The organism is Aeromonas sp. MTB, assembly GCF_056632455.1.
In genome coordinates, this window is sequence record NZ_CP147026.1 from 1093851 (window position 1) to 1114853 (window position 21003).

A 21003-nucleotide genomic window follows, 5' to 3' on the forward strand; every position below is an offset into this window, starting at 1 on the left:
CAATGAAAGGGAGTTGTCATTTATGTTGGTTATCCGTCCCATCGAGCAAAAAGATTTTGCCGGGCTCAAGACCTGCGCCATCGAGTCCGGCACCGGCATGACCTCGTTGCCCGTCAACGATGAGCTGCTGCAGCGCAAGATTGACGCCTCTACCCAGACTTTTTCCGACAAGCCCGCCGGCAAGGGGGACTGCCTCTACTTCTTCGTGGCCGAGGATCTGGAGACCGGCGAGATGGTGGGCACCTGTGCCATCGATGCCGCGGTTGGCCTCTCCCAGCCGTTTTACAACTACCACATCGGCAAGGTGGTGCACTCTTCTCCCAAGCTCGGCATCTACAACGTCGTTGAAACCCTGACCCTCTCCAACGACTACACCGGCAACTCCGAGCTCTGCACCCTGTTTTTGCGCGAATGTGCCCGCGAGGGGCTCAACGGCCGCCTGCTCTCCAAGCACCGCTTTCTGTTTATGGCCGAGCACCCCGAGCTGTTTGACGAGACCGTCTTCGCCGAGATGCGCGGCGTCTCCGATGCCAACGGTCACAGCCCCTTCTACGAGTGGCTGCAAACCCACTTCTTCTCGATGGATTTTCCAACCGTCGACTATCTGACCGGCATCGGCAAGAAGCGTTTCATCGCCGAGTTGATGCCCAAGTACCCCATCTACGTCAATTTGCTGAGCAAAGAGGCGCGGGCCGTTATCGGTCAGACCCACGAGAAGACCCGCCCCGCCATCAAGATGCTGCAGGACGAGGGCTTTGTGAACCGTGGCTACGTCGATATTTTCGATGCGGGCCCCACCGTCGAGTGCGACGTGAAGAATATCCGCAGCGTGCGCCGCAGCAAGAAGCTGCGGGTGCTGGTGGGCGAGCCCATCGGTGGCAAGACCCACCTTATCTGCAACAGCCGTTTCGAACATTACCGCGCCTGCTACGGCAATATCCGCGTCGATCTCGACAAGCACGAAGCCATCATTCCGCCCAAGATGGCGGCGGCACTCAAGGTGCAGGATGGCGACATGGTGCGGGTGGTTGACCTCGACTGAGGCAAACAGGACAAGCAAACCGATTATCAGACAGGCAGCCGAGGCTGCCTGCCAGCGACAGGGAGTGAATGGATGAGCCAGTTAGTGCAATTTATCGACGGTCAGTGGCTTGCCGGTGAAGGCAAGCCGTTCGAGTCAACCGATCCGGCCAAGAACGAGGTGATCTGGCAGGGGGCTGCCGCCAGTGCGGCGCAGGTGGATGCCGCCGTCAAGGCCGCCCGTGCCGCCTTCTACCACTGGGCGGACATGCGCCTTGAGGATCGTCTGGCCATAGTGCGTCGTTATGCCGACCTGCTTGGCGAGCAGAAAGAGGCGCTGGCCCTGACCATCGCCCGCGAAACCGGCAAACCGCTGTGGGAGACCCGTACCGAAGTAGCCGCCATGCAGGGCAAGATTGCCATCTCCATCCGTGCCCATGACGAGCGTACCGGCACCGTTGAAAATGCCATGCCGGGCGCCAAGGCGTTTGTCCGTCACAAGCCCCACGGTGTGGTGGCGGTGTTCGGCCCTTACAACTTCCCGGGTCATCTGCCCAACGGCCATATAGTCCCGGCGCTGATCGCGGGTAACGCCGTGGTGTTCAAACCCTCCGAGCTGACCCCCATGGTGGCCGAGGCCATGGTCAAGGTGTGGCAGGAGGCCGGATTGCCCAAGGGGGTGCTCAATCTGGTGCAAGGGGAGGTCGAGACTGGCAAGGCGCTGGCGGGCAATCCCGACATCGACGGCCTCTTCTTTACTGGTTCTTCCCGCACCGGTCATTTCCTCCATCAGCAGTTTGCCGGTCAGCCGGGCAAAATTCTGGCGCTGGAGATGGGCGGCAACAACCCGCTGATCGTGAAAGATGTGAGCGACATCGACGGCGCTGTGCATGCCATCGTCCAGTCGGCGTTCATCACTTCCGGTCAGCGCTGTACTTGCTCTCGCCGTCTGTTTGTCGAGCGCGGTGAGCGTGGCGATGCCCTGGTCAAGCGACTGGTCGAGGTGGTCAGCCAGATCAAGGTCGGCCTCTATGACGCCGCCGAGCAGCCTTTCATGGGGTCGATGATAAGCGAGAAGGCAGCACAGGGCATGGTCGAAGCACAAGCCAACCTGCAGCGCCTCGGTGGCGAGAGCCTGCTTCCCCTCAAGCACCTGGAAGCGGGTACCGGCTTTGTCTCCCCGGGCATTATCGACGTGACCTCAGTGAGCGCGCTGCCGGACGAAGAGTACTTCGGCCCGCTGCTGCAACTCATTCGCTATGACGATTTCGATGCCGCCATCGATCAAGGCAATGCTACCCGTTATGGTCTCTCGGCCGGTCTGCTGGGTGACAAGGAGGCGGACTGGAATCACTTCTTCAAGCGGATCCGCGCCGGCATCGTCAACTGGAACAAGCCCATTACCGGCGCCTCCAGTGCCGCGCCGTTTGGTGGTATCGGTGCCTCCGGCAACCACAGGGCAAGCGCCTACTACGCTGCTGACTACTGTGCGTATCCGGTTGCCTCTGTCGAAGACAGCAAAGCCGCCATGCCGGATCAACTGTCGCCCGGCCTGCGCTTCTAATAACGACACGGGGCATCCAGCGGTGCCCCCATCTGTACCCGCAATCAAAGGAAAGAGAGATGCAAAAGGATATCGACACCCTGTTCAGCCATCTGTGGGACAACTACATCAAGGTGACCCCGAGCGCCCTCAAGGTGCACACCCTGCTGGGTGGCGGCGAGCCCATCGTCAACGATCACGTGGCGTTTCGTACCTACAACCTGCCCAAGCTGGGGCTGGAGAAGCTGGCCGCCCACTTCCTGGCGCTCGGTTACGAGCAGAAGGGCGAGTACGTTTTCAAGGCCAAGAAGCTCTACGCCAAGCACTTCGAGCATCAGGATCCGGACGCTCCCAAGGTGTTTATCAGCGAGCTGAAGGTGGAAGAACTCTCCCCAGCGGCGCAGGCCATCATCCACAAGCTGGCGGATCAGGTGCCCGATCATCTGACCGATACCCCGGCATTTCTCTACACCGGTGCCCCCTGGCAGGTCTCCTATGCCGATTATCAGACTCTGCTGGCGGAGAGCGAGTACGCGGCATGGATGGCAGCCTGGGGTTATCGTGCCAACCACTTCACGGTCAATATCAACAAGTTGAAGGATTTCGACACCATCCATCAGGTCAATGCGGCGCTCAAGGCGGCGGGTTTTGTCCTCAACAGTGTGGGTGGCGAGGTGAAGGGGGATCCGCAGGTGATGCTGGAGCAATCCTCCACCATGGCAGACAAAGCCGAGGTGCCGTTCAGCGATGGGGTGCGTACCATCCCGAGCTGCTTCTACGAGTTTGCCCTGCGCTATCCGCAGGCCGATGGTGTGCTCTATCCGGGCTTTGTCGAGGCCTCGGCGGACAAGATCTTCGAATCGACGAATGCCATGTAACGGGAGCCACCCTGTTTCAGTCGCAACGCCTCCTCGTGGAGGCGTTTTGTTTGGCGCCGAGTGACGGTGGCGAGTGTTGTCTGACGCCGCGTGAAGAGGGGATTTGGACGGAGCTCAACCGGTAAAGGTTTGTTGATAAAAATGTGAACTAGATCACTTGATACGTCACAGATTGACGCGGGCGGCGGAGCAAAAAGGAGTAGAATGGCGCTTTATTTTTGCGGGGCCAATCGATGCCTAACTATCACTTTTTCAAGCAGGGTCAGGCGCTTACCTATCTAGATGCCAATGCACCCAACTATAGCGATGAGCGTCGTCAACTGGTCGAACAGGGATTTGCCGCCATCGCCGCCCCCACCTTTGCAGATACCCCTGCCGAAGCCCTTGAGCTGCTTCGCACTCATCAGGCACTACAGGATGAGGCCAACGCCCTTTGTTTGACGGTTGCCACTATTCCGGCTGCGATCGCAACTCTGTCCGGGCACTGACGCTGCCGCCAAGCTCACATGAATAAAAAATGGTGCCACTGTCATGACACCATTTTATCGGTTTGCCTGCTTGCCCTGAGTACTTTACCGCTGGTGCAGGTCACCTTCGATAACCAGCACGGTATCCATCCCTGCTGCCTTGCCTGCCTCAAGCCCGATCCGGGTATCTTCAAACACCAGACAGTTGGCGGGATTGGCGCCGAGCAGTTCGGCCACCTGCAAGAAGGTGTCGGGGTGCGGTTTGTGGTTGGTGACATCATCGGCACTGACCACCACAGAGATATAGGCATCGAGCCCGGTGCTTTTGAGGATGGAGTCCGCCTGATTGCGCGGTGAGCCGGTGCCAATCCCCATCTTCACCTTGCCGTGATAGTGCCTGACCAGCTCCCACATCTTGGGAAAGACGCTGACCTTGTCGATATGTTCCATATAGAGGGCAATCTTGCGACGGGTAAAGGCCTCGACATCTACCGTCAGCCCCTGCTGCTCGGCCAGCATGGCGATGATCTTGCGGGTGGGAATGCCGCCATACTGATAGAGCTGATCCCGCTCGAAGGGGATGCCGAATTCGGCGCAGGTAAGCTCCCACGCATCCAGATGAAGGGGCATGGAATCTACCAAAGTGCCATCCATATCGAAAATCAGGGCATCATAGTGATCAAACCCGTACTGCTCACGCTCGCTCATGGGGGCTCCTCGAATCAAATAGAGCAGGCTAGCAGAAACGGTCGGCGTTTTGTGGGATCGGCCTCATGGTTGGGCAGATTGTGGCCGCCGTTTTTTCTATCTCTTGCTGATTTGTGAGACAATAATCCGTTCATTGCCGGATACTTTGGCATATCAGATCAGCGAGTCCGCTTATGACCTCGAAAATATCCCCCAAAACCATTTTCTCTAGCGTGGCGCTGGTGATCGCGCTTGGTTCACTGGAAAAGAGCATAGTCACCACCCCGCTGCCCATGATTGGCGCCGAGCTGCACGCTGGGGCCGCCCTCACCTGGGTGGTCACTGCCTACCTGCTGGCGGCCACCGCCGTGCTGCCCCTCTATGGCAAGCTGAGCGATCTCTTTGGTCGGGTGCGGATGCTCAATATCGGCATCGGCCTGTTTCTGGCGGGCTCGGTGGCCTGCGCGCTCTCCCAGGATCTGCCGACCTTGCTGGCTGCGCGGGTGCTGCAAGGGCTGGGGGGCGGCGGCCTGATTGCCCTCGCGTTTACCGTGATTGCCGACACCATTCCACCGCGGGAGGTGGGCAAATATCAGGGCTACATCTCGGCGGTCTATGCGGTCTCCAGTATCGCTGGCCCCTTGCTCGGCGGTTATTTCACCGAGCAGCTCAGCTGGCGCTGGATCTTCTGGATCAATCTGCCGCTCGGGGCGCTGGCGGTCTTTCTCATCAACCGCAACCTCAAGCAGCTCAACGTGCGTCGCCATAGTCGCTTCGACTGGAAGGGGGCGGGTCTGCTGATTACTGTCACTACGCTCACCCTGTTGCTGCTCTCGCCGGAGGCGGCGCTGCCCGCAGTCTGGCTTTCGGCGGCGCTGGGCGTTGCGCTGCTGCTGCTCATTCTGATTGAGCGGCGTGCCCACGACCCCATATTGCCCGCCCATCTGGCCCGGCTGCCCGGCTATCTGGTGAGCGTGCTGCTGGTGATGCTCTCCCAGTTGCTGATGTTTGCCGTGCTGGTCTATCTGCCGTTGCAGATGCAGTGGCAGAAGGGGTTGAGCGCCAGCGAGAGCGGGATGAGTATGGTGATCTTCATGATCTGCATCACCGCCGGCGCCTTTGTCGGTGGCAAGCTGATTGGCCGTACCGGTCACTACAAGAGCTTTGTTGCGGTGGGCTTTGGCCTCGCGGCGGTGGCGCTGTGGCAGATCCACTTCGATGCCTGGGTCAGACTGGCGCTCGGGTTTGCCGGTATTGGTCTCGGTCTGGTGCTGCCCGCCCTCTCGGTGGTGGTACAGAATGCCCTGCCGCGGCAGGATCGCGGCATCGGCATGTCGCTGTTCAACTTCGGGCGGGAGCTTGGCGGTGCCGTCGGCGTGGCTATCTGCTCCATGCTGTTTCACTTCCGCCTGCCAGCCGGCAGCGATGGCGATCTGAGCCGGCTTGCCCCCGATCTGCTGGCCCCGGGCTTCAGCGCGACCTATATCGGCATGGCACTGATCGCCACGCTGGCGCTGCTCATCACCTTGCTGGCGTTGAAGCGCCACGAGCTGGCCTCCATCAGCGCCTGATCCGGCCTGTGCCGACATAGGCTCACCATAGATAGCATCAGGGCTCCCCGCGGGGAGCCCTGATTGTTATTTGGCGAATAGCGTGGCTGTTGCCATCAAGCCATGCGCGAGTTACTCCTGCGCCGGACTCTCCTTGCCCGCCAGCTGGCTCAGCCAGGCGAAGCGGCGGTTGGCCTCCTGCTCCGCCTCTTCATAGAGCTGGCTGGCCACCTCCGGCAGCTGGCGCTCCAGCCGCTGGAAGCGGGGCTCATGGCGCAAGGTCTCGGCCAGCGAGGCATTGGGGGCCCGCGAGTCGAGCGCCAGCGGCAGTTTGCCCTCGTCAGCGCGGCGCGGGTCGAAGCGGTAGAGCGGCCAGAAGCCGGTGGCGGTCAGCTGTTTCATCTGCTCATGGCTCTCGGCCATGTCGTAACCATGCTCCTCGCAGGGGCTGTAGGCGATGATGAGCGACGGCCCCGGATAGGCTTCCGCCTCCTGAATCGCTTTTACCGTCTGGTTCATCTGGGCGCCGAGGGAGATCTGCGCCACATAGACGTGGCCATACATCATCATGCTGGCCCCGAGATCCTTGCGCGCCTTGCGTTTGCCCTGCTCGCCAAACTTGGTGATGGCCCCGAGTGGCGTCGCCTTCGACTGCTGGCCGCCGGTGTTGGAGTAGCACTGGGTATCGAGCACCAGCACATTGATGTTCTCCCCCAGACTCAGCACATGGTCGAGCCCGCCAAAACCGATGTCGTAGGCCCAGCCATCGCCGCCGATGAGCCAGACCGATTTGTCCACCAGATAGTCCGCATCGCGAACCAGCTCTTGGGCTGCCGGGATCTGGCTCTCCTGCAGCAGCGCTCGCAACTGCTGGATATGGGCCCGCTGCTCGGAAACCGGCAGAGTGGCATCGCCGAGCGCCTCGCGCTGCGCTGCCGGTATGGTGTCGCCCAGGCTCGCCAGCAGACGGCGCACCCGCTCCCTGTGTTGATCGACGGTAAGACGGAAGCCCAGTCCGAACTCGGCGTTGTCTTCAAACAGCGAGTTGGCCCAGGCCGGCCCGCGCCCGTCGGCGTTGGTGGTGTAGGGGGTGGTAGGCAGGTTGCCGCCATAAATGGACGAGCAGCCGGTGGCGTTGGCAATCAGCAGCCGATCGCCATAGAGCTGGGTCAGCAGCTTGATGTAGGGAGTCTCGCCACAGCCGGAGCAGGCGCCGGAGTATTCAAACAGCGGCGAGATGAGCTGGGAGGTGCGGATGTCGATGCGTTCCAGCTGCTCGGCGCTGCGCTCTGGCAGGTCGAGGAAGAAGTCGTAGTTGGCCTTCTGCTCATCGAGGTGATCGAGGCGTGAAGCCATATTGATCGCCTTGCGAGCCGGGTTGCTGCGATCCTTGGCCGGGCACACCTCGACGCAGAGATTGCAGCCGGTGCAATCCTCCGGCGCCACCTGCAGCACATACTGCTGGCCGCGCATGTCGCGGGATTTCACATCCAGCGCATCCAGGGTGGCGGGGGCAGCGGCCAGCGCATCCGGTTCCACCACCTTGGCGCGAATGGCCGAGTGGGGACAGGCGGCGACACAGTAGTTGCACTGGGTGCAGAGCGCCGCCTCCCAGATGGGGATCTCCTTGGCGATATTGCGCTTCTCCCAGCGGGTGGTACCAACCGGCCAGGTGCCATCCGGCGGGAAGGCGGAGACCGGCAGGCTGTCACCCAGCCCAGCCAGCATGGCGGCGGTGACGGTCTGGACAAAATCGGGGGCCTTGGCCGAAACCACCGGCGGGCGGGGGCGGCTGGCGGGATCCAGCTCGCCAAGTGGCACCCTGGTCAGGGCGGCGCAGGTTGCCTCCAGTGCCATACAGTTGCGCTCGACCAGTGTCTGCCCCTTGCTGCCATAGCTGGTGGCGATGGCCTGCTTCAGCAGGCTGGTCGCCTCTGCGGGGGGAATGATGGCGCTGAGCTGGAAGAAGGCCATCTGCATCACGGTATTGATGCGGTTGCCGAGCTGGCAGTCGCGGGCAATCTTGGCGGCGTTGATGATGTAGAAGCGCGCCTCTTTCTCGCGCAGGGCATGCTGTACCTCGCTGGGTAGTCGTTGCCAGATCTCCGCTTCGCTGTAGGGGGTGTTGAGCAGGAAGATGCCGCCCGCTTTCAAGCGCTCAGCCATCCGGTACTTGTCGACAAACTGCCACTGATGGCAGCCGATAAAGTCCGCCTCTTCCACCAGATAGGGCGATTGCAGCGGCCGCTCGCCCACCCGCAGGTGAGAGACGGTAAGTCCCCCCGCCTTCTTGGAGTCGTAGACGAAATAGCCCTGCGGATAGAGGTCGGTGTGGTTGCCGAGGATCTTGATGCTGTTCTTGGCCGCCGAGACGGTGCCATCGCTGCCAAGGCCGTAGAAGAGCGCTTCCAGCTTGTGTTGCTGGCTGTGGATGGGGCTTTGCGAATCCAGCGTGGGCAGCGGTAGCGAGAGGCCTGTGATGTCATCGAAGATGCCGACGGTAAAGCGCGGACGCGGGTTCTCCTGCGCCAGTTCAGCAAACACCGCCAGTGCGCAAGCGGGGCCGAACTCTTTGGAGGAGAGGCCATAGCGACCGCCGATCACCCGCGGCAGGCTTGCCCGCTCGCCCCGGCTGACCGCTTCGGCCAGCGCCGTCATCACGTCGAGATAGAGGGGCTCGGCCTGTGCGCCCGGCTCCTTGGTGCGATCCAGCACGGCAATGGCGCGGGCACTCTCGGGAATCGCGGCTAACAGGTGCCCGGCCGAGAAGGGACGGAACAGCCGCACCTTCACCAGACCTACCTTCTCCCCTTGGGCCAGCAGGCGCTCGATCACCTCTTCACAGGTACCGATGGCCGAGCCCATCAGCACCACAATCCGCTCCGCCTGCGGGTGGCCGACATATTCAAACGGCCGGTAGTGGCGGCCGGTCTGCTTGCCAAAAGCCTGCATCGCCTCGCTCACATGACCATAGGCAGCGTCATACCAGGGGTTGCTCGCCTCCCGACACTGGAAGTAGGTGTCCGGGTTGGCCGCGGTGCCGCGAATGACCGGTTTGTCGGGGGTGAGCGCCCGGTCACGATGAGCACGGATGGCATCTGCGGGCAGCAGGGTGCGCAGGGTGTCATCAGCGAGCGGCGCTATCTTGGCGATCTCGTGAGAGGTACGAAAGCCGTCGAAGAAGTGGATAAAGGGGAGGCGGCTGTTGAGGCTCGCTATCTGGGAGATCAGGGCAAAGTCCTGCGCCTCCTGCACATTGCTGGCACAGAGCATGGCACAGCCGGTCTGGCGCACCGCCATCACGTCCGAGTGATCGCCAAAGATCGATAGCGCGTGGGTCGCCACGGTACGCGCCGCCACATGCAGTACGAAGGGAATGAGCTGACCCGCCAGCTTGTAGAGGTTGGGGATCATCAGCAGCAACCCCTGCGACGAGGTAAACGAGGTCGCCAGCGCGCCGGTCTGCAGGGCGCCGTGGACGGCGGCAATGGCGCCCCCTTCCGACTGCATCTCGACAACCCGGGGCACATCCCCCCAGAGGTTCTTGCCCCGCTCGCTCGACCAGGCCGACGACTGCTCAGCCATGGCCGAGCTGGGGGTGATGGGGTAGATGGCGATGACTTCGCTGGTGCGGTACGCCACCGAGGCGACTGCGTTATTCCCGTCTGTGGTGATCATCTGTTTTCCACTTTGCTATGCCAGTTTGAAGGCCGATAGTTGCATCGGCAATGGATAGGTCGCAGGCATAGTAAGAGGGGCAATGAGAGCGTATCAAACGGGATAAATAATCAATTAATAAGTCAGTAATAGTGGTTAATTTAATCCTGTTACGTGGGGACGTGATTTTCTGCTAGTAGCCGGTGGGATGGCGATTGACGGGCCATTGACATGGCCCGTTAGCACGGGGTTAACCCTGCTCCACTCGCAGCCAGATGGCGCACTGATAAGGGGCGAAGAGCTGCATCGGTTCGCTTGGGTAATTGGCCAGCAGCAACCGCATTCCGTCTGCCACCTTGTCGAAGTGGAGCATCGGCAAGGGGTTCGCCGTGAGATTGGCGAGCAGCAGCAGGGTGTGTTGCTCGCCGCTGGCCGGATCCTGCCAGTGGCGGCGATAGCTGATGCGCTCGGGATCATCCCCATCCAGCAGCTCGAAATTGCCGTGGCGAACGACAGGGTGAGCCTTGCGCAGGGCGATGAGCTGGCGATAGCAGTGAAACGGCGAGTCGGGGCGGGTCAGCTGCTCGTCAGCATTTATCTCGACGTGGTTGGCATTGATGGCAATCCAGGGCGTGGTGGTGCTGAAACCGGCGTGGGGGCCAGCGTCCCACTGCATCGGGGTGCGGGCATTGTCGCGGCCGATGGCATCGAGCCGCCGACTCAGCTCGGCAGGATCCAGCCCTGACTGGCTGGCGCGGTAGTTGAGCGCCTCCACATCGCGCAGCTCGCCCGGCTGCCAGTGGCGGTTGGTCATGGCGAGCTCCTCCCCCTGATAGATGAAGGGAGTACCCTGCATCATGTGTAGCACCATGGCCCACAGCCTGGCGCTGGTTTCCCGCCACTCAGGCCTGTCATCGCCAAAGCGGGAGACGGCGCGGGATGACCACTTGTCACTGCCGAGCCCCAGATGCTCGAAGTTGAACACCATGCTGAACTCGCTGCCATCGTGGTTCGAATAGTTCTGCATATGGGCGAGATCGGCCCCCCAGGTCTCCCCCACAGTAATGATCCCCTTGCCGCCGAAGCTCGCGGCATTGAGCTCGCGGATATAGTCGTGCAGGCGCGGGCCGTTGCTCATGGCAAGCCGGTCCCACTCCTTGCTCACCATATCGATCACATCGAAGCGAAATCCCTTGATCCCTTTGCCCAGCCAGAAGTTGATCACCTCTGCCATTTCGGCACGCACCGCCGGGTTGTCCCAGTCCAGATCGGCCTGACTGGGATCGAAGTTGTGCAGGTAGTAGCGATCAAGCGCTGGCACGTACTGCCAGCCGCTGCCGCCAAAAATCGAGGTAATGGGGTGAGCATCGACAAAGGCTTGATCCCGGAATACGTAATAACCCTGATAACGGGGAGCGCCGGCCAGGGCCTGCATAAACCACTCGTGCTCGGTGGAGGTGTGGTTGGCGACGATATCCATCATGATGCCGATGCCGTGGGCGGCCGCTTCGGCTATCAGCTGCTCCATCTCGGTCAGGGTGCCGAAGGCGGGGTCGATGGCACGGTAGTCCGCCACATCGTAGCCGTTGTCCCGCTTGGGGGAGCGATAGATGGGGGTGAGCCAGAGCATATCGACCCCTAGGGTGGCCAGATAGTCGAGGCGCTGACGAATGCCGTTGATATCGCCCATGCCGTCGCCATCGCTGTCCTGAAAACTCATGGGGTAGATCTGGTAGATGACGCAGCTATCGAGGTCGATGTCGGGTGTGTGAAGGGAGTGCGTATTCATCAGCGTGGCCGGTTGGGGAGGAGGCTTTCCATCTTACGCAGATGAACGGGTACTCGACAGGGCAGGGGAAACCTTGAAAAGGGTTCCATAGTTGGCTGATTGCCAAAAGTGCGGGAAGGGTCACAAAGGTGCCATCCCGGGCCACGGCTGTGGTCGGGATGGCACTGCACTTAGCGTTGATGCTATGCAGGAATACTGATTATTGAGCAGCCTTGGCCTGCTCGCTGCGCTGCTCCTGCTGGCGTTCGGTCTGTGCTTCCAGCTCCTTGCCGAGGAAGTAGTTCAGGAAGGTGCGGATCACCGCGATGATGGCGAGGCGGATCAGCTCCTCCTTGCTCGGTGCGACCGTAGTGGCCAGGATGTCGGCGGCGAGCTGGAACTCCAGCGCCAAGATGAGCCAACTGCCGAAACAGAGGCGAATGCGCGGAAAGCCGGGTTGGTGATCCCGCACCCGTGCCGCCAGCCAGAGGGTCTTGCCAAGGCCAATGACCACACAGGCGATGGAGATGATCTCCAACAGCAGCTGGAACAGCTCGACTCCGTGCATCATCCCCTCTTTCAGGCTCGCTATCTCAAACACTCGGGTCACCTCCCTGATTCAAAAGAGGACACTATTAACACATCGCTCGGCAAAGGCCAAATCAGAGTCTCCTGATAATCAGTGAGAGCTGTTCAATGAGCTGACGCGCAGCGGGGCTGACTCCGGCCAGTTGGAAGAAGCCGTGTATAACACCCAGTTGCCGCTGACAGGTGGTTGTGACACCGGCTTGCAGCAGTTTGCGATAGAGGGCTTCCCCTTCATCGCGCAGCGGATCATATTCCGCCGTTACGATATGGGTCGGTGGTAATCCTGACAGGTCGGAATAGTGAAGCGGGCTGGCTTCGGGATGAGTGGCGGGTAGCTCGCCCAGATAGGCGTGAAAACCGCTTAACAGCATGTCGCGGGTGATGAGGTAGTCATCCCCTAGATGCCGATAGCTGTCACTGTCGCCCGCAGCATCGAGCATCGGATAGATGAGCAGTTGGGCGGCCGGCAAAGGGGCGCCTTGCTCCTTGAGTCGCAAGGTGGTGATCAGGGCTAGGTGGCCGCCGGCACTGTCTCCCGCAAGGACAATCCTTGCCGGATCCCCATGCCATTTCTCCACATCGGCCATGATGGCGAGCGTAGCAGCCAGTGCGTCATCGTGTGCTGCAGGATAGGTGTGTTCAGGGGCAAGGCGGGTATGTACCGCGAACACCAGTGCTTCGGCGCGATTGCACAGCATGCGCATCTGGCGGTCGTGGGTGTCGAACTCGCCGCTGACAAAACAGCCGCCATGAAAGTAGATCAGGGCCGGACGGCTTGCGTTTGAGGTTGGCGCTGGCTGATAGAGGCGAACGGAATAATGGCCGTTTTGCCACTCTTCGACAGCGCCAACCTCTTCCCGTTCACCACCCAATATGGCAGAAGCAAGATAGCCTTCACGCCGCTCCTGCCAGCTCAGGCTGCTCGCCTTGGGGCGGCCTGCAGCAATGAACTCCGCCACCATGGCCGCAATGGCCGGTTCAAGTTGTATATCCATAACGCACCAATAACTGTATATAAAAACAGTTATTTTGCGCCTTTAGCCAGAGAGCGCAACCGGCGTTAGCTGAGGCAGCTCACAAAATCAGGCTTCAAGCAGCTGGAATTCAATCACATAGAGCGGCGGCAGATCGGGGTAGATCTCGCGGATCACCTGTTTGAGCTCGGGGAGGGTCATGTTCTCCTGACGGGCATGCTCGTCGTTCAGTTCATCGAAGGCTACAGCATTGACGGAGATCACCTCTATGGTGCCGAAGGGCTGGTGCTCCGGGTTGGTGAACAGCGCCAGCCGCTGGCCGGGTTGCCAGTTGGCCTCGCTCTCGTCGCGGATGGTGATGGTCTTGCGGCCCGCCTGAATGTCGGCAACGAAGCGGCTGAAGAAGGTGAATTCGGGATAGGGATGGGCAGACATGGTGACTCCTGACAGGGTGAATCGAAATGAGGTGAATGGAAATCAAAGATCGAGATAGGCGCGCAGCCTGGCCAGATCGGCGATGACGGGGCCGTCGCTGCTGTCGGCGACTATGCCCTGCTCGACCAGCTCCTTGAGGGCGCGGCGGTAAACCCGCTCGGTGGTGTCGAAGCGCGCTGCCTCATGGGCGCGCTTGCGTGACCCCAGCATGGGGGTGCGCTGGCGTTCTCGCCACAACTCATAGGCGATGTTGTAGGCGATGGGGTGGAGCAGCCGGCTGGTGGTGATCTCCAGGGTATCGAGATAGTCGCTGGCAAGCGCGGCGGCAAAGAACAGGGTCAGTTCGGGCTCGGCCAGCAGCCGCTGGGCCAGCTTGTCGGCACAGATGACCCAGGCGTCCAGCTCGGTCTCGGCCACCACGTTCCACTGCACCGGAGTGGCGCTGAAGAACTCCATTTCTCCGAAAATCTGGCTGTGACACTCAATCTCGCCGAGCTGGAAGCAGCGGCCAGAGTGTACCGTGCTGTTGAGGGAGACCCGGCCATGTTCGACCAGATAGAGCTGCTCGCTCTGCTCCCCCTGCCGCATGATCAATTCGCCCGGCAGGTAGCGGCGCAGAAACAGGGTGCAGGCGTCGAGCGCCGCGGCAAAGCGGGGTTCAAGCTGCTGGAGTTCGGCGTGAAAACGGCCGAGGGGGTAGGGCTGTTGCTGCATGACTTGCCTGTCGCACCGGATGACGAGGGCCATGAGGCTAGCAAGAGTGCGGGCCGGATACCAGCCCGCACGGTAGCGGATGTGCCGTAGTTAACGGTTTGCGGTTTATTGTGCCAACGCGTGGAGGGCGGCGGCGATGGCTTGCTGCTCACCTGCCATCATCGCCTGTTCGGCGCTGGCGTAATCCGCTACTCCTTGTTGCACATCCTGCTCGAACAGCACCACGTTGCAGAGCACGGCGGCGACCCGCACCTTGCGCAGGCGACCCACGGTCAGCAGGGAGGCAGTTTCCATGTCGGCGCCCAGTACGCCACGGGCATGCCAGTAGCGGCACACCTCCTGCTCGTCATCCCGATAGAAGCTGTCGTGGGAGCGTACCAGCCCGTGCCAATGAGGCTGGCTGCCGGTCGCTAAATGGTTGAGCAAGGCGGCCTGCAGCCAGATATCGGCGCAGGCGGGGTACTCGGCGGGCAGATAGGCCTGCGAGGCCCCCTCATTGCGTACCGCCCCTTCCACCACGATAAGGTCGCCCAGCCCGATGTCGTGCTGCAGGGCACCGGCGGAGCCGACCCGAATGAGCGAGCGGGCACCGGCTTGCACCAGCTCCTCCAGCGCTATGACGGTCGAGGTGCCGCCGATGCCGGTGCTGCAGACCGTGATGGGCAGCCCCTGATAGTGGCCGTTGATGAGGCGAAACTCCCGGTTTTGCCCCAGCACTTCACACTGTTCGAGCTGGCTGGCGATGCGATCGACCCGGGCCGGGTCGCCGCACAGTACCACCCGCTCGGCAATCTGGTCGGGGCGGCACTGGAGATGGGGTAACAGACTCATGGCTTACAGACCTTGTGGCTGGCGCTTGGCGGCAATCACCCAGAGGCGAGTGCCGTTGGCGGCGATAAACAGCAGGATCAGGTATTCGAGCGACATGGCGTAAACGCCCTGCGCGGCATAGACACCGATGCTGATGATGTTGATGACGACCCAGAGGATCCAGTTCTCCACGTATTTGCGGGTCATCAGGATCTGGGCGACCACCGAGAGCACCGTCATGGTGGCATCCCAGAACGGGAAGGCATCAGGGGAGGGCTCGGGAGTGGCAAGTCCGGCACCAAACAGGTTGAGCAAAGCGACCGAGGTGCGCGCCAGGGTGGCGAAGACCGGGTCGATATAGCGTGTCAGCAGAGCGATGGCCAGCGCGCTCACGGCGGCGGTCACCATCAGTTTGGATTTGCTGAGCCAGCGGATCTGCAGGGTATCCCCCTGATCGTTGGCCGGGCGGGTCCAGGCGTACCAGCCGTAGACGTTGGCGCAGAAGAAGAACAGCTGCAGCATCAACAGTCCGTAGAGCTGGATCTGGAAGAAGATGATGGCAAACAGGCTGACGTTGATCAGACCGAACAGGTAGTTGATGGTCTTCTCCTGACTGGCGAACCAGATACAGGCCAGCCCGAACAGGGTGCCGATGGCTTCAATCCATGACATGGCATAGCCGCCACCCAGCGGTATGGTCACCAGCGTGTTATTGATGCTGAACAGCTCGAATATGCTCATTTTCTGATCCTTGGGCATGAGGGTAAGTATGCGAGGGCGCCATTCTAAGGGGTGAGGGGGAGGAGGGGCAGGACTTTTGTCCGCCCCGGGCTTGGCCCATATCAAAGAAATCGCCGCTGGTGCCCGGTTATTCCAGCAGTGATGGGTTATGGGGCCCCGGCGGGCCGGACTTTATTGATATTTAGCAAGATGATAGCGCCGTGGCTGTGGTCTGATAGAGTCCACTCTCCGGGAGGAGAATCACGTGATAAAAGGAGGTTGTATTGAATTCTGAGCTTGTCTGGGTGCTCTGTCTGCTGGCTGGCGCCATCTATCTCTTTATGACCAACAAGGTGCGGATGGATGTGGTCGCCCTGTTGATCATTATCCTCTTCGTGCTGAGCGGCACCCTCACCCTGTCGGAGGCGCTGGCGGGCTTTAGCGATCCCAACGTCATTCTGATTGCCGCCCTGTTTGTGGTGGGTGAGGGGCTGGTGCGCACCGGTATCGCCTATCAGGTGGGGGATGCATTGGTGAAGGTGGCGGGCAGCAGCGAGACCAAGCTGCTGGTGTTGCTGATGGTGGCGGTGGCGAGTCTGGGGGCTGTGATGAGCAGCACCGGGGTGGTGGCCATCTTTATCCCGGTGGTGCTGAGCGTGGCGAACCGGATGGGGATCCCGGCCGGTCGCCTGATGATGCCGCTCGGCTTTGCCGGGTTGATCAGCGGCATGATGACGCTGGTGGCCACCCCCCCCAACATGGTGGTCAACAGTGAACTGATGCGTCACGGCATTCACGGCTTCGGGTTCTTCGATTTCACCCCCATGGGAGTGCTGATCCTGGGGCTGGGCATCCTCTACATGCTGCTGGTGCGCGGCTCCCTGGTGGGCGAGGGGGAAGAGGGCAAAGGCAAGCCGACCGGGCGCCGCACCCTGCGCGATCTGATCCGAGACTACCGACTGGCCGGTCGGGCCCGTCGTCTGGCGCTGCGGCCGGACTCCCCGCTGATTGGCCATACCCTGGATGAGCTGCAACTGCGCGCCCGTTATGGTGCCCACGTCATCGGGGTGGAGCGCTGGCGCAAGTTTCGCCGGGTGATGGTGCCGGTGTCGGGGATCAGTGAGTTCCAGGCCAAGGATGTGCTGCTGATCGACATGTCAGACCCCGAGGTGGATGTGCGGGCGTTTTGCACCGAGGCACGGCTCGAACCCATGATCCTGCGCGGGGAGTACTTCTCCGATCAGGCGCGGGAGGTGGGGATGGCCGAGGTGTCGCTGATCCCCGAGTCCAAGCTGCTGGGTAAAAGCGTGCGTGAGGTGACCTTCCGCTCCAGCTATGGCCTGAGCGTGGTGGGGCTGCGCCGCGATGGTGAGGCACTGGCAGGCAAGCTGGTGGATGAGCCGCTGCAGATGGGCGACACCCTGCTGGTGGTAGGGAACTGGAGCCACATCAGACAGTTGCAGACCCATAGCCGCGACTTTCTGCTGATGGGGCTGCCCGCCGAAGTGGACGAGATGGCCCCCGCCCGCAGTCAGGCGATCCATGCCCTCTTCTGTCTTGGAGTGATGATCCTGCTGATGGTGACCGATCCGGTGCCCAACGTGATTGCCGCGCTGATCGCCTGTCTGCTGATGGGCAAGTTTCGCTGCATCGATATGGAGAGTGCCTACAAGTCGATCCACTGGCCGACCCTGATCCTCATCGTCGGCATGCTCCCCTTCGCGCTAGCGCTGCAAAAAACCGGCGGGGTGGATCTGATCGTCGGTGGCCTGATCAATGCGGTGGGGGAGATGGGGCCGCGGGTCATGCTGGCCAGCCTGTTTGCCCTCTGCGCGGTGATCGGGCTCTTTATCTCCAACACCGCGACAGCTGTGCTGATGGCGCCCATTGCGCTGGGTACGGCGCAACAGATGGGGGTATCGCCCTATCCGTTTGCCATGACCATTGCCATTGCCGCCTCGGCCGCTTTTATGACTCCGGTCTCGTCACCGGTGAATACCCTGGTACTGGGGCCGGGCAACTACAAGTTTGCCGATTTTATCCGTATCGGGGTGCCATTCACCCTGTTGGTGATGGCGGTCAGCGTGGTAGCGATCCCCTGGTTCTTCCCGTTCTGATAACCGGGATGATGAATGTGTGCACCAGCGGCCTGCGGGCCGCTTTTTTATGGCCGGGAGACAAGAGTGGCAAGGCGTGATCGGAATCAGTGAAGAGTGACGTGAACGGGAATTAACGTGGAGATGGGTTAATAGAGGAGCGAGAGAAAAACTGGGGAGAGGCAAATTTCAGATACAAAAAAACCAGCGTGAGCTGGTCTGTTTGGTACTGCAATTAATGGTGCGGAAGGAGAGACTCGAACTCTCACGCCTAGGGCGCCAGAACCTAAATCTGGTGCGTCTACCAATTTCGCCACTTCCGCAATATTAATGGTGGCTATGACGGGATTCGAACCTGTGACCCCCGCATTATGAGTGCGATGCTCTAACCAACTGAGCTACATAGCCGTTTGTTATCAACCACTGATGTGGAAGAGAACAGAAAAATGGCTGGGGTACTAGGATTCGAACCTAGGGATGGCGAGATCAAAACCCGCTGCCTTACCGCTTGGCGATACCCCAACAGAAATAATGGTGGCTATGACGGGATTCGAACCTGTGACCCCCGCATTATGAGTGCGATGCTCTAACCAACTGAGCTACATAGCCGTTTGTTATCGACCACTGATGTGGAAGAGAACAGAAATATGGCTGGGGTACTAGGATTCGAACCTAGGGATGGCGAGATCAAAACCCGCTGCCTTACCGCTTGGCGATACCCCAACAGTGATGCCTGACAGAAACTATCAAACACCTTTCAAAAATGGCTGGGGTACTAGGATTCGAACCTAGGGATGGCGAGATCAAAACCCGCTGCCTTACCGCTTGGCGATACCCCAACAGCGCTCCTCAACAGTCATGAGACTGGCAAAGAACTTTTAAAAATGGCTGGGGTACTAGGATTCGAACCTAGGGATGGCGAGATCAAAACCCGCTGCCTTACCGCTTGGCGATACCCCAACTAGAGATGGTGGCTATGACGGGATTCGAACCTGTGACCCCCGCATTATGAGTGCGATGCTCTAACCAACTGAGCTACATAGCCAACCTTGCTTCCGGTGAGTCGTTACCTCGTCACCGTGCGGGCCGAATTATGCGTATCTGGCTCTGGGGCGTCAACCCTTTTTTTGCCAGAAAAACGCAATTTGAGTGCGTTTGACCAGTTATTGGTCTCTGTTGCGCAAAAGCCCAACAATCTGCTTTTTTTTAAGACATTGCCATGATTGCCCGGGCAATGGCAGATAAAAAACAGGCCAGCAAATGCTGGCCTGTCATGGGATTAGACGTTGAACAGGAAGTTCATGATATCGCCATCTTTGACGATGTAATCTTTCCCTTCAGCGCGCATCTTGCCCGCTTCCTTGGCGCCTTGCTCACCCTTGTAGTTGATAAAGTCTTCAAAGGCGATGGTTTGGGCGCGAATAAAGCCTTTTTCAAAGTCAGTGTGGATTTTGCCTGCCGCTTGCGGGGCGGTGGCACCGACCGGAATAGTCCAGGCGCGCACCTCTTTCACACCGGCGGTGAAGTAGGTCTGTAGGTTGAGCAGCTGGTAGCCGGAGCGGATAACGCGGTTCAGGCCCGGCTCTTCGATGCCCAGGTCAGCCATGAACTCGGCGCGATCTTCATCGTCCAGTTCGGCGATGTCGGCTTCGATGGCGCAGCAGACCACGACCACGACCGCGTTCTCGGCGGCGGCGATTTCACGCACCTTGTCCAGATAGGGATTGTTCTCGAAGCCATCTTCCGCCACGTTGGCGATATACATGGTGGGTTTCAGGGTCAGGAAGTTGAGGTGGCTGACGGCGGCCAGCTCTTCTTTATCCAGCTTCATGCCGCGGATCATCTGGCCGTTTTCCAGTGCGACCTTGATCTTCTCAAGCACTTCCACTTCCAGCTTGGCATCCTTGTCGCCGCCTTTGGCGCGCTTGGACTGGCGGTGAATGGCGCGCTCGCAGGCGTCCAGATCCGACAGGGCCAGCTCGGTGTTGATCACTTCGATGTCGTCGGCAGGGGAGACCTTGCCGGCAACGTGAATGATGTTTTCGTCGTCGAAGCAGCGCACTACGTGGCCGATCGCTTCGGTTTCACGGATATTGGCCAGGAACTGGTTACCCAGGCCTTCACCCTTGGAGGCACCGGCAACCAGACCGGCGATGTCGACGAATTCCATGGTGGTCGGCACAACGCGCTGCGGATTGATGATGGCAGCCAGCTGATCGAGGCGGGGATCCGGCATCGGCACCACACCGGTGTTCGGCTCGATGGTGCAGAACGGGAAGTTGGCGGCTTCGATACCGGCCTTGGTCAGCGCGTTGAACAGGGTGGATTTGCCTACATTGGGCAGGCCCACGATACCGCATTTAAAACCCATGGATTGTTACCTTACTTGATGGATGCTGTTGGGGGTCGCCCGCAGGCGGCCCATGTCATGCTTGTTCTGGTCGTTGCTCATGTACCGGCACAATGCCCGTACAGGGTCAAACCGACCTAACCCTTTTCAGCCTTGAAGCTGTGCAAGCGATTCATGGCCTTGGTCATATCTTGTTTGAACAGGATATCGGTGGCGCGCAGGGACTCGTCCAGCGCGGCGTCGATCAGGTTCTGTTCACTGCTGGGGGCCTTGGTCAGGACGAAGCCAGCCACCTGCTCTTTGCTGCCGGGATGGCCGATCCCGAGACGCAGCCGGAAGAAGTTATTGTTGTTGCCCATCTTGGCGATGATGTCCTTGAGGCCGTTATGGCCACCGTGACCACCACCCTGCTTGAACTTGGCGATGCCAGGCGGCAGATCCAGTTCGTCATGGGCCACCAGAATCGCTTCCGGCTCAATCTGATAAAAACGCGCCAGTGCGGCCACCGCCTTGCCAGAGAGGTTCATATAGGTGTTCGGGATGAGCAGCCGTACATCCTGCCCCTCGACCAGGATGCGGGCAGTATGACCGAAGAACTTGGGTTCTTCACGCAGGCTGACATTGTGCCAGCGGGCCAGTTGCTCCACATACCAGGCGCCCGCGTTGTGGCGGGTCTTGGCATATTCCGGGCCGGGGTTGCCCAGTCCGACGATCAGTTTGATTTCGCTTGTCACGCTTGATGTCTT

17 protein-coding genes and 8 tRNA genes are annotated in these 21003 nt (G+C 60.3%); 6 read left to right on the plus strand and 19 right to left on the minus strand.

The genetic code is table 11. The annotated features are described in order from the left end of the window. The first annotated feature begins 22 nt into the window (after window positions 1-22). The 4 genes from astA (at window position 23) to WBR25_RS05130 (ending at window position 3929) form a co-directional block, all read left to right on the plus strand. Entirely contained in the window at window positions 23-1042 is a 1020-nt protein-coding gene (astA, locus tag WBR25_RS05115; RefSeq protein WP_005334994.1) for an arginine N-succinyltransferase, read from the plus strand. A gap of 72 nt (window positions 1043-1114) precedes the next feature. Further along, window positions 1115-2584, plus strand: a complete 1470-nt coding sequence (astD, locus tag WBR25_RS05120) for a succinylglutamate-semialdehyde dehydrogenase (protein ID WP_479749510.1) — start codon at window positions 1115-1117, stop codon at window positions 2582-2584. 59 nt (window positions 2585-2643) lie between these two features. Beyond that, entirely contained in the window at window positions 2644-3441 is a 798-nt protein-coding gene (locus WBR25_RS05125) for a DUF1338 domain-containing protein (RefSeq protein WP_021229798.1), read from the plus strand. A 233-nt stretch (window positions 3442-3674) separates the two neighbouring features. Next, window positions 3675-3929: a hypothetical protein gene (locus tag WBR25_RS05130; protein WP_479749511.1), complete on the plus strand. Its 255-nt coding sequence runs from the start codon at window positions 3675-3677 to the stop codon at window positions 3927-3929. A gap of 84 nt (window positions 3930-4013) precedes the next feature. Here the strand turns inward: WBR25_RS05130 and WBR25_RS05135 are convergent, their stop codons facing one another. Then, window positions 4014-4616 carry an HAD family hydrolase gene (locus tag WBR25_RS05135; protein WP_075114949.1) on the minus strand — a complete coding sequence of 201 codons (603 nt, stop codon included), beginning with the start codon at window positions 4614-4616 and terminating at the stop codon, window positions 4014-4016. Window positions 4617-4789: 173 nt separating this feature from the next. Between WBR25_RS05135 and WBR25_RS05140 the strand changes: the two genes are divergently transcribed. After that, on the plus strand, window positions 4790-6166 hold the full coding sequence (locus WBR25_RS05140; RefSeq protein WP_201907159.1) for an MDR family MFS transporter: 1377 nt from the start codon (window positions 4790-4792) through the stop codon (window positions 6164-6166). Window positions 6167-6277: 111 nt separating this feature from the next. Here the strand turns inward: WBR25_RS05140 and nifJ are convergent, their stop codons facing one another. The 8 genes from nifJ to pnuC all read right to left on the minus strand — a co-directional run bounded on the left by nifJ (window position 6278) and on the right by pnuC (window position 15832). Further along, window positions 6278-9823, minus strand: a complete 3546-nt coding sequence (gene nifJ, locus WBR25_RS05145; protein ID WP_479749512.1) for a pyruvate:ferredoxin (flavodoxin) oxidoreductase — start codon at window positions 9821-9823, stop codon at window positions 6278-6280. A 229-nt stretch (window positions 9824-10052) separates the two neighbouring features. Beyond that, window positions 10053-11591 carry an alpha-amylase family glycosyl hydrolase gene (locus WBR25_RS05150; protein WP_479749513.1) on the minus strand — a complete coding sequence of 513 codons (1539 nt, stop codon included), beginning with the start codon at window positions 11589-11591 and terminating at the stop codon, window positions 10053-10055. A gap of 199 nt (window positions 11592-11790) precedes the next feature. Further along, window positions 11791-12171, minus strand: coding sequence for a DUF1622 domain-containing protein (locus WBR25_RS05155; protein ID WP_127005888.1), 381 nt, complete (start codon window positions 12169-12171; stop codon window positions 11791-11793). 61 nt (window positions 12172-12232) lie between these two features. After that, window positions 12233-13153 carry an alpha/beta hydrolase gene (locus WBR25_RS05160; protein WP_479749514.1) on the minus strand — a complete coding sequence of 307 codons (921 nt, stop codon included), beginning with the start codon at window positions 13151-13153 and terminating at the stop codon, window positions 12233-12235. A gap of 87 nt (window positions 13154-13240) precedes the next feature. Then, window positions 13241-13567: a N(4)-acetylcytidine aminohydrolase gene (gene yqfB, locus WBR25_RS05165; protein WP_335848262.1), complete on the minus strand. Its 327-nt coding sequence runs from the start codon at window positions 13565-13567 to the stop codon at window positions 13241-13243. Between the two features lie 42 nt (window positions 13568-13609). Next, a complete protein-coding gene (locus WBR25_RS05170) occupies window positions 13610-14281 on the minus strand; it encodes a Crp/Fnr family transcriptional regulator (protein WP_479749515.1) in 672 nt (223 codons plus the stop codon). Between the two features lie 105 nt (window positions 14282-14386). Next, window positions 14387-15112, minus strand: a complete 726-nt coding sequence (locus WBR25_RS05175; RefSeq protein WP_479749516.1) for a nucleoside phosphorylase — start codon at window positions 15110-15112, stop codon at window positions 14387-14389. A 3-nt stretch (window positions 15113-15115) separates the two neighbouring features. Then, on the minus strand, window positions 15116-15832 hold the full coding sequence (pnuC, locus tag WBR25_RS05180; protein WP_479749517.1) for a nicotinamide riboside transporter PnuC: 717 nt from the start codon (window positions 15830-15832) through the stop codon (window positions 15116-15118). A 263-nt stretch (window positions 15833-16095) separates the two neighbouring features. Between pnuC and WBR25_RS05185 the strand changes: the two genes are divergently transcribed. Next, complete coding sequence (locus tag WBR25_RS05185; protein WP_479749518.1) at window positions 16096-17928, plus strand: SLC13 family permease; 1833 nt, start codon at window positions 16096-16098, stop codon at window positions 17926-17928. Window positions 17929-18146: 218 nt separating this feature from the next. On the opposite strand, the gene WBR25_RS05190 is transcribed toward WBR25_RS05185, so the two are convergent. The 10 genes from WBR25_RS05190 to pth all read right to left on the minus strand — a co-directional run bounded on the left by WBR25_RS05190 (window position 18147) and on the right by pth (window position 20991). After that, window positions 18147-18230: transfer RNA gene (locus tag WBR25_RS05190), tRNA-Leu, on the minus strand. A gap of 8 nt (window positions 18231-18238) precedes the next feature. Continuing rightward, window positions 18239-18315 (minus strand) — tRNA-Met (locus WBR25_RS05195). A gap of 39 nt (window positions 18316-18354) precedes the next feature. After that, window positions 18355-18429: transfer RNA gene (locus tag WBR25_RS05200), tRNA-Gln, on the minus strand. Window positions 18430-18439: 10 nt separating this feature from the next. After that, a tRNA-Met gene (locus WBR25_RS05205) sits at window positions 18440-18516 on the minus strand. A gap of 39 nt (window positions 18517-18555) precedes the next feature. Continuing rightward, window positions 18556-18630 (minus strand) — tRNA-Gln (locus WBR25_RS05210). Window positions 18631-18671: 41 nt separating this feature from the next. Further along, window positions 18672-18746 (minus strand) — tRNA-Gln (locus WBR25_RS05215). A gap of 46 nt (window positions 18747-18792) precedes the next feature. Beyond that, window positions 18793-18867: transfer RNA gene (locus WBR25_RS05220), tRNA-Gln, on the minus strand. 8 nt (window positions 18868-18875) lie between these two features. Beyond that, window positions 18876-18952, minus strand: a tRNA-Met gene (locus WBR25_RS05225). Between the two features lie 234 nt (window positions 18953-19186). Beyond that, window positions 19187-20278, minus strand: a complete 1092-nt coding sequence (ychF, locus tag WBR25_RS05230) for a redox-regulated ATPase YchF (protein ID WP_005353921.1) — start codon at window positions 20276-20278, stop codon at window positions 19187-19189. Window positions 20279-20394: 116 nt separating this feature from the next. After that, complete coding sequence (gene pth, locus WBR25_RS05235; protein WP_058059203.1) at window positions 20395-20991, minus strand: aminoacyl-tRNA hydrolase; 597 nt, start codon at window positions 20989-20991, stop codon at window positions 20395-20397. Between the last annotated feature and the right edge of the window lie 12 nt (window positions 20992-21003).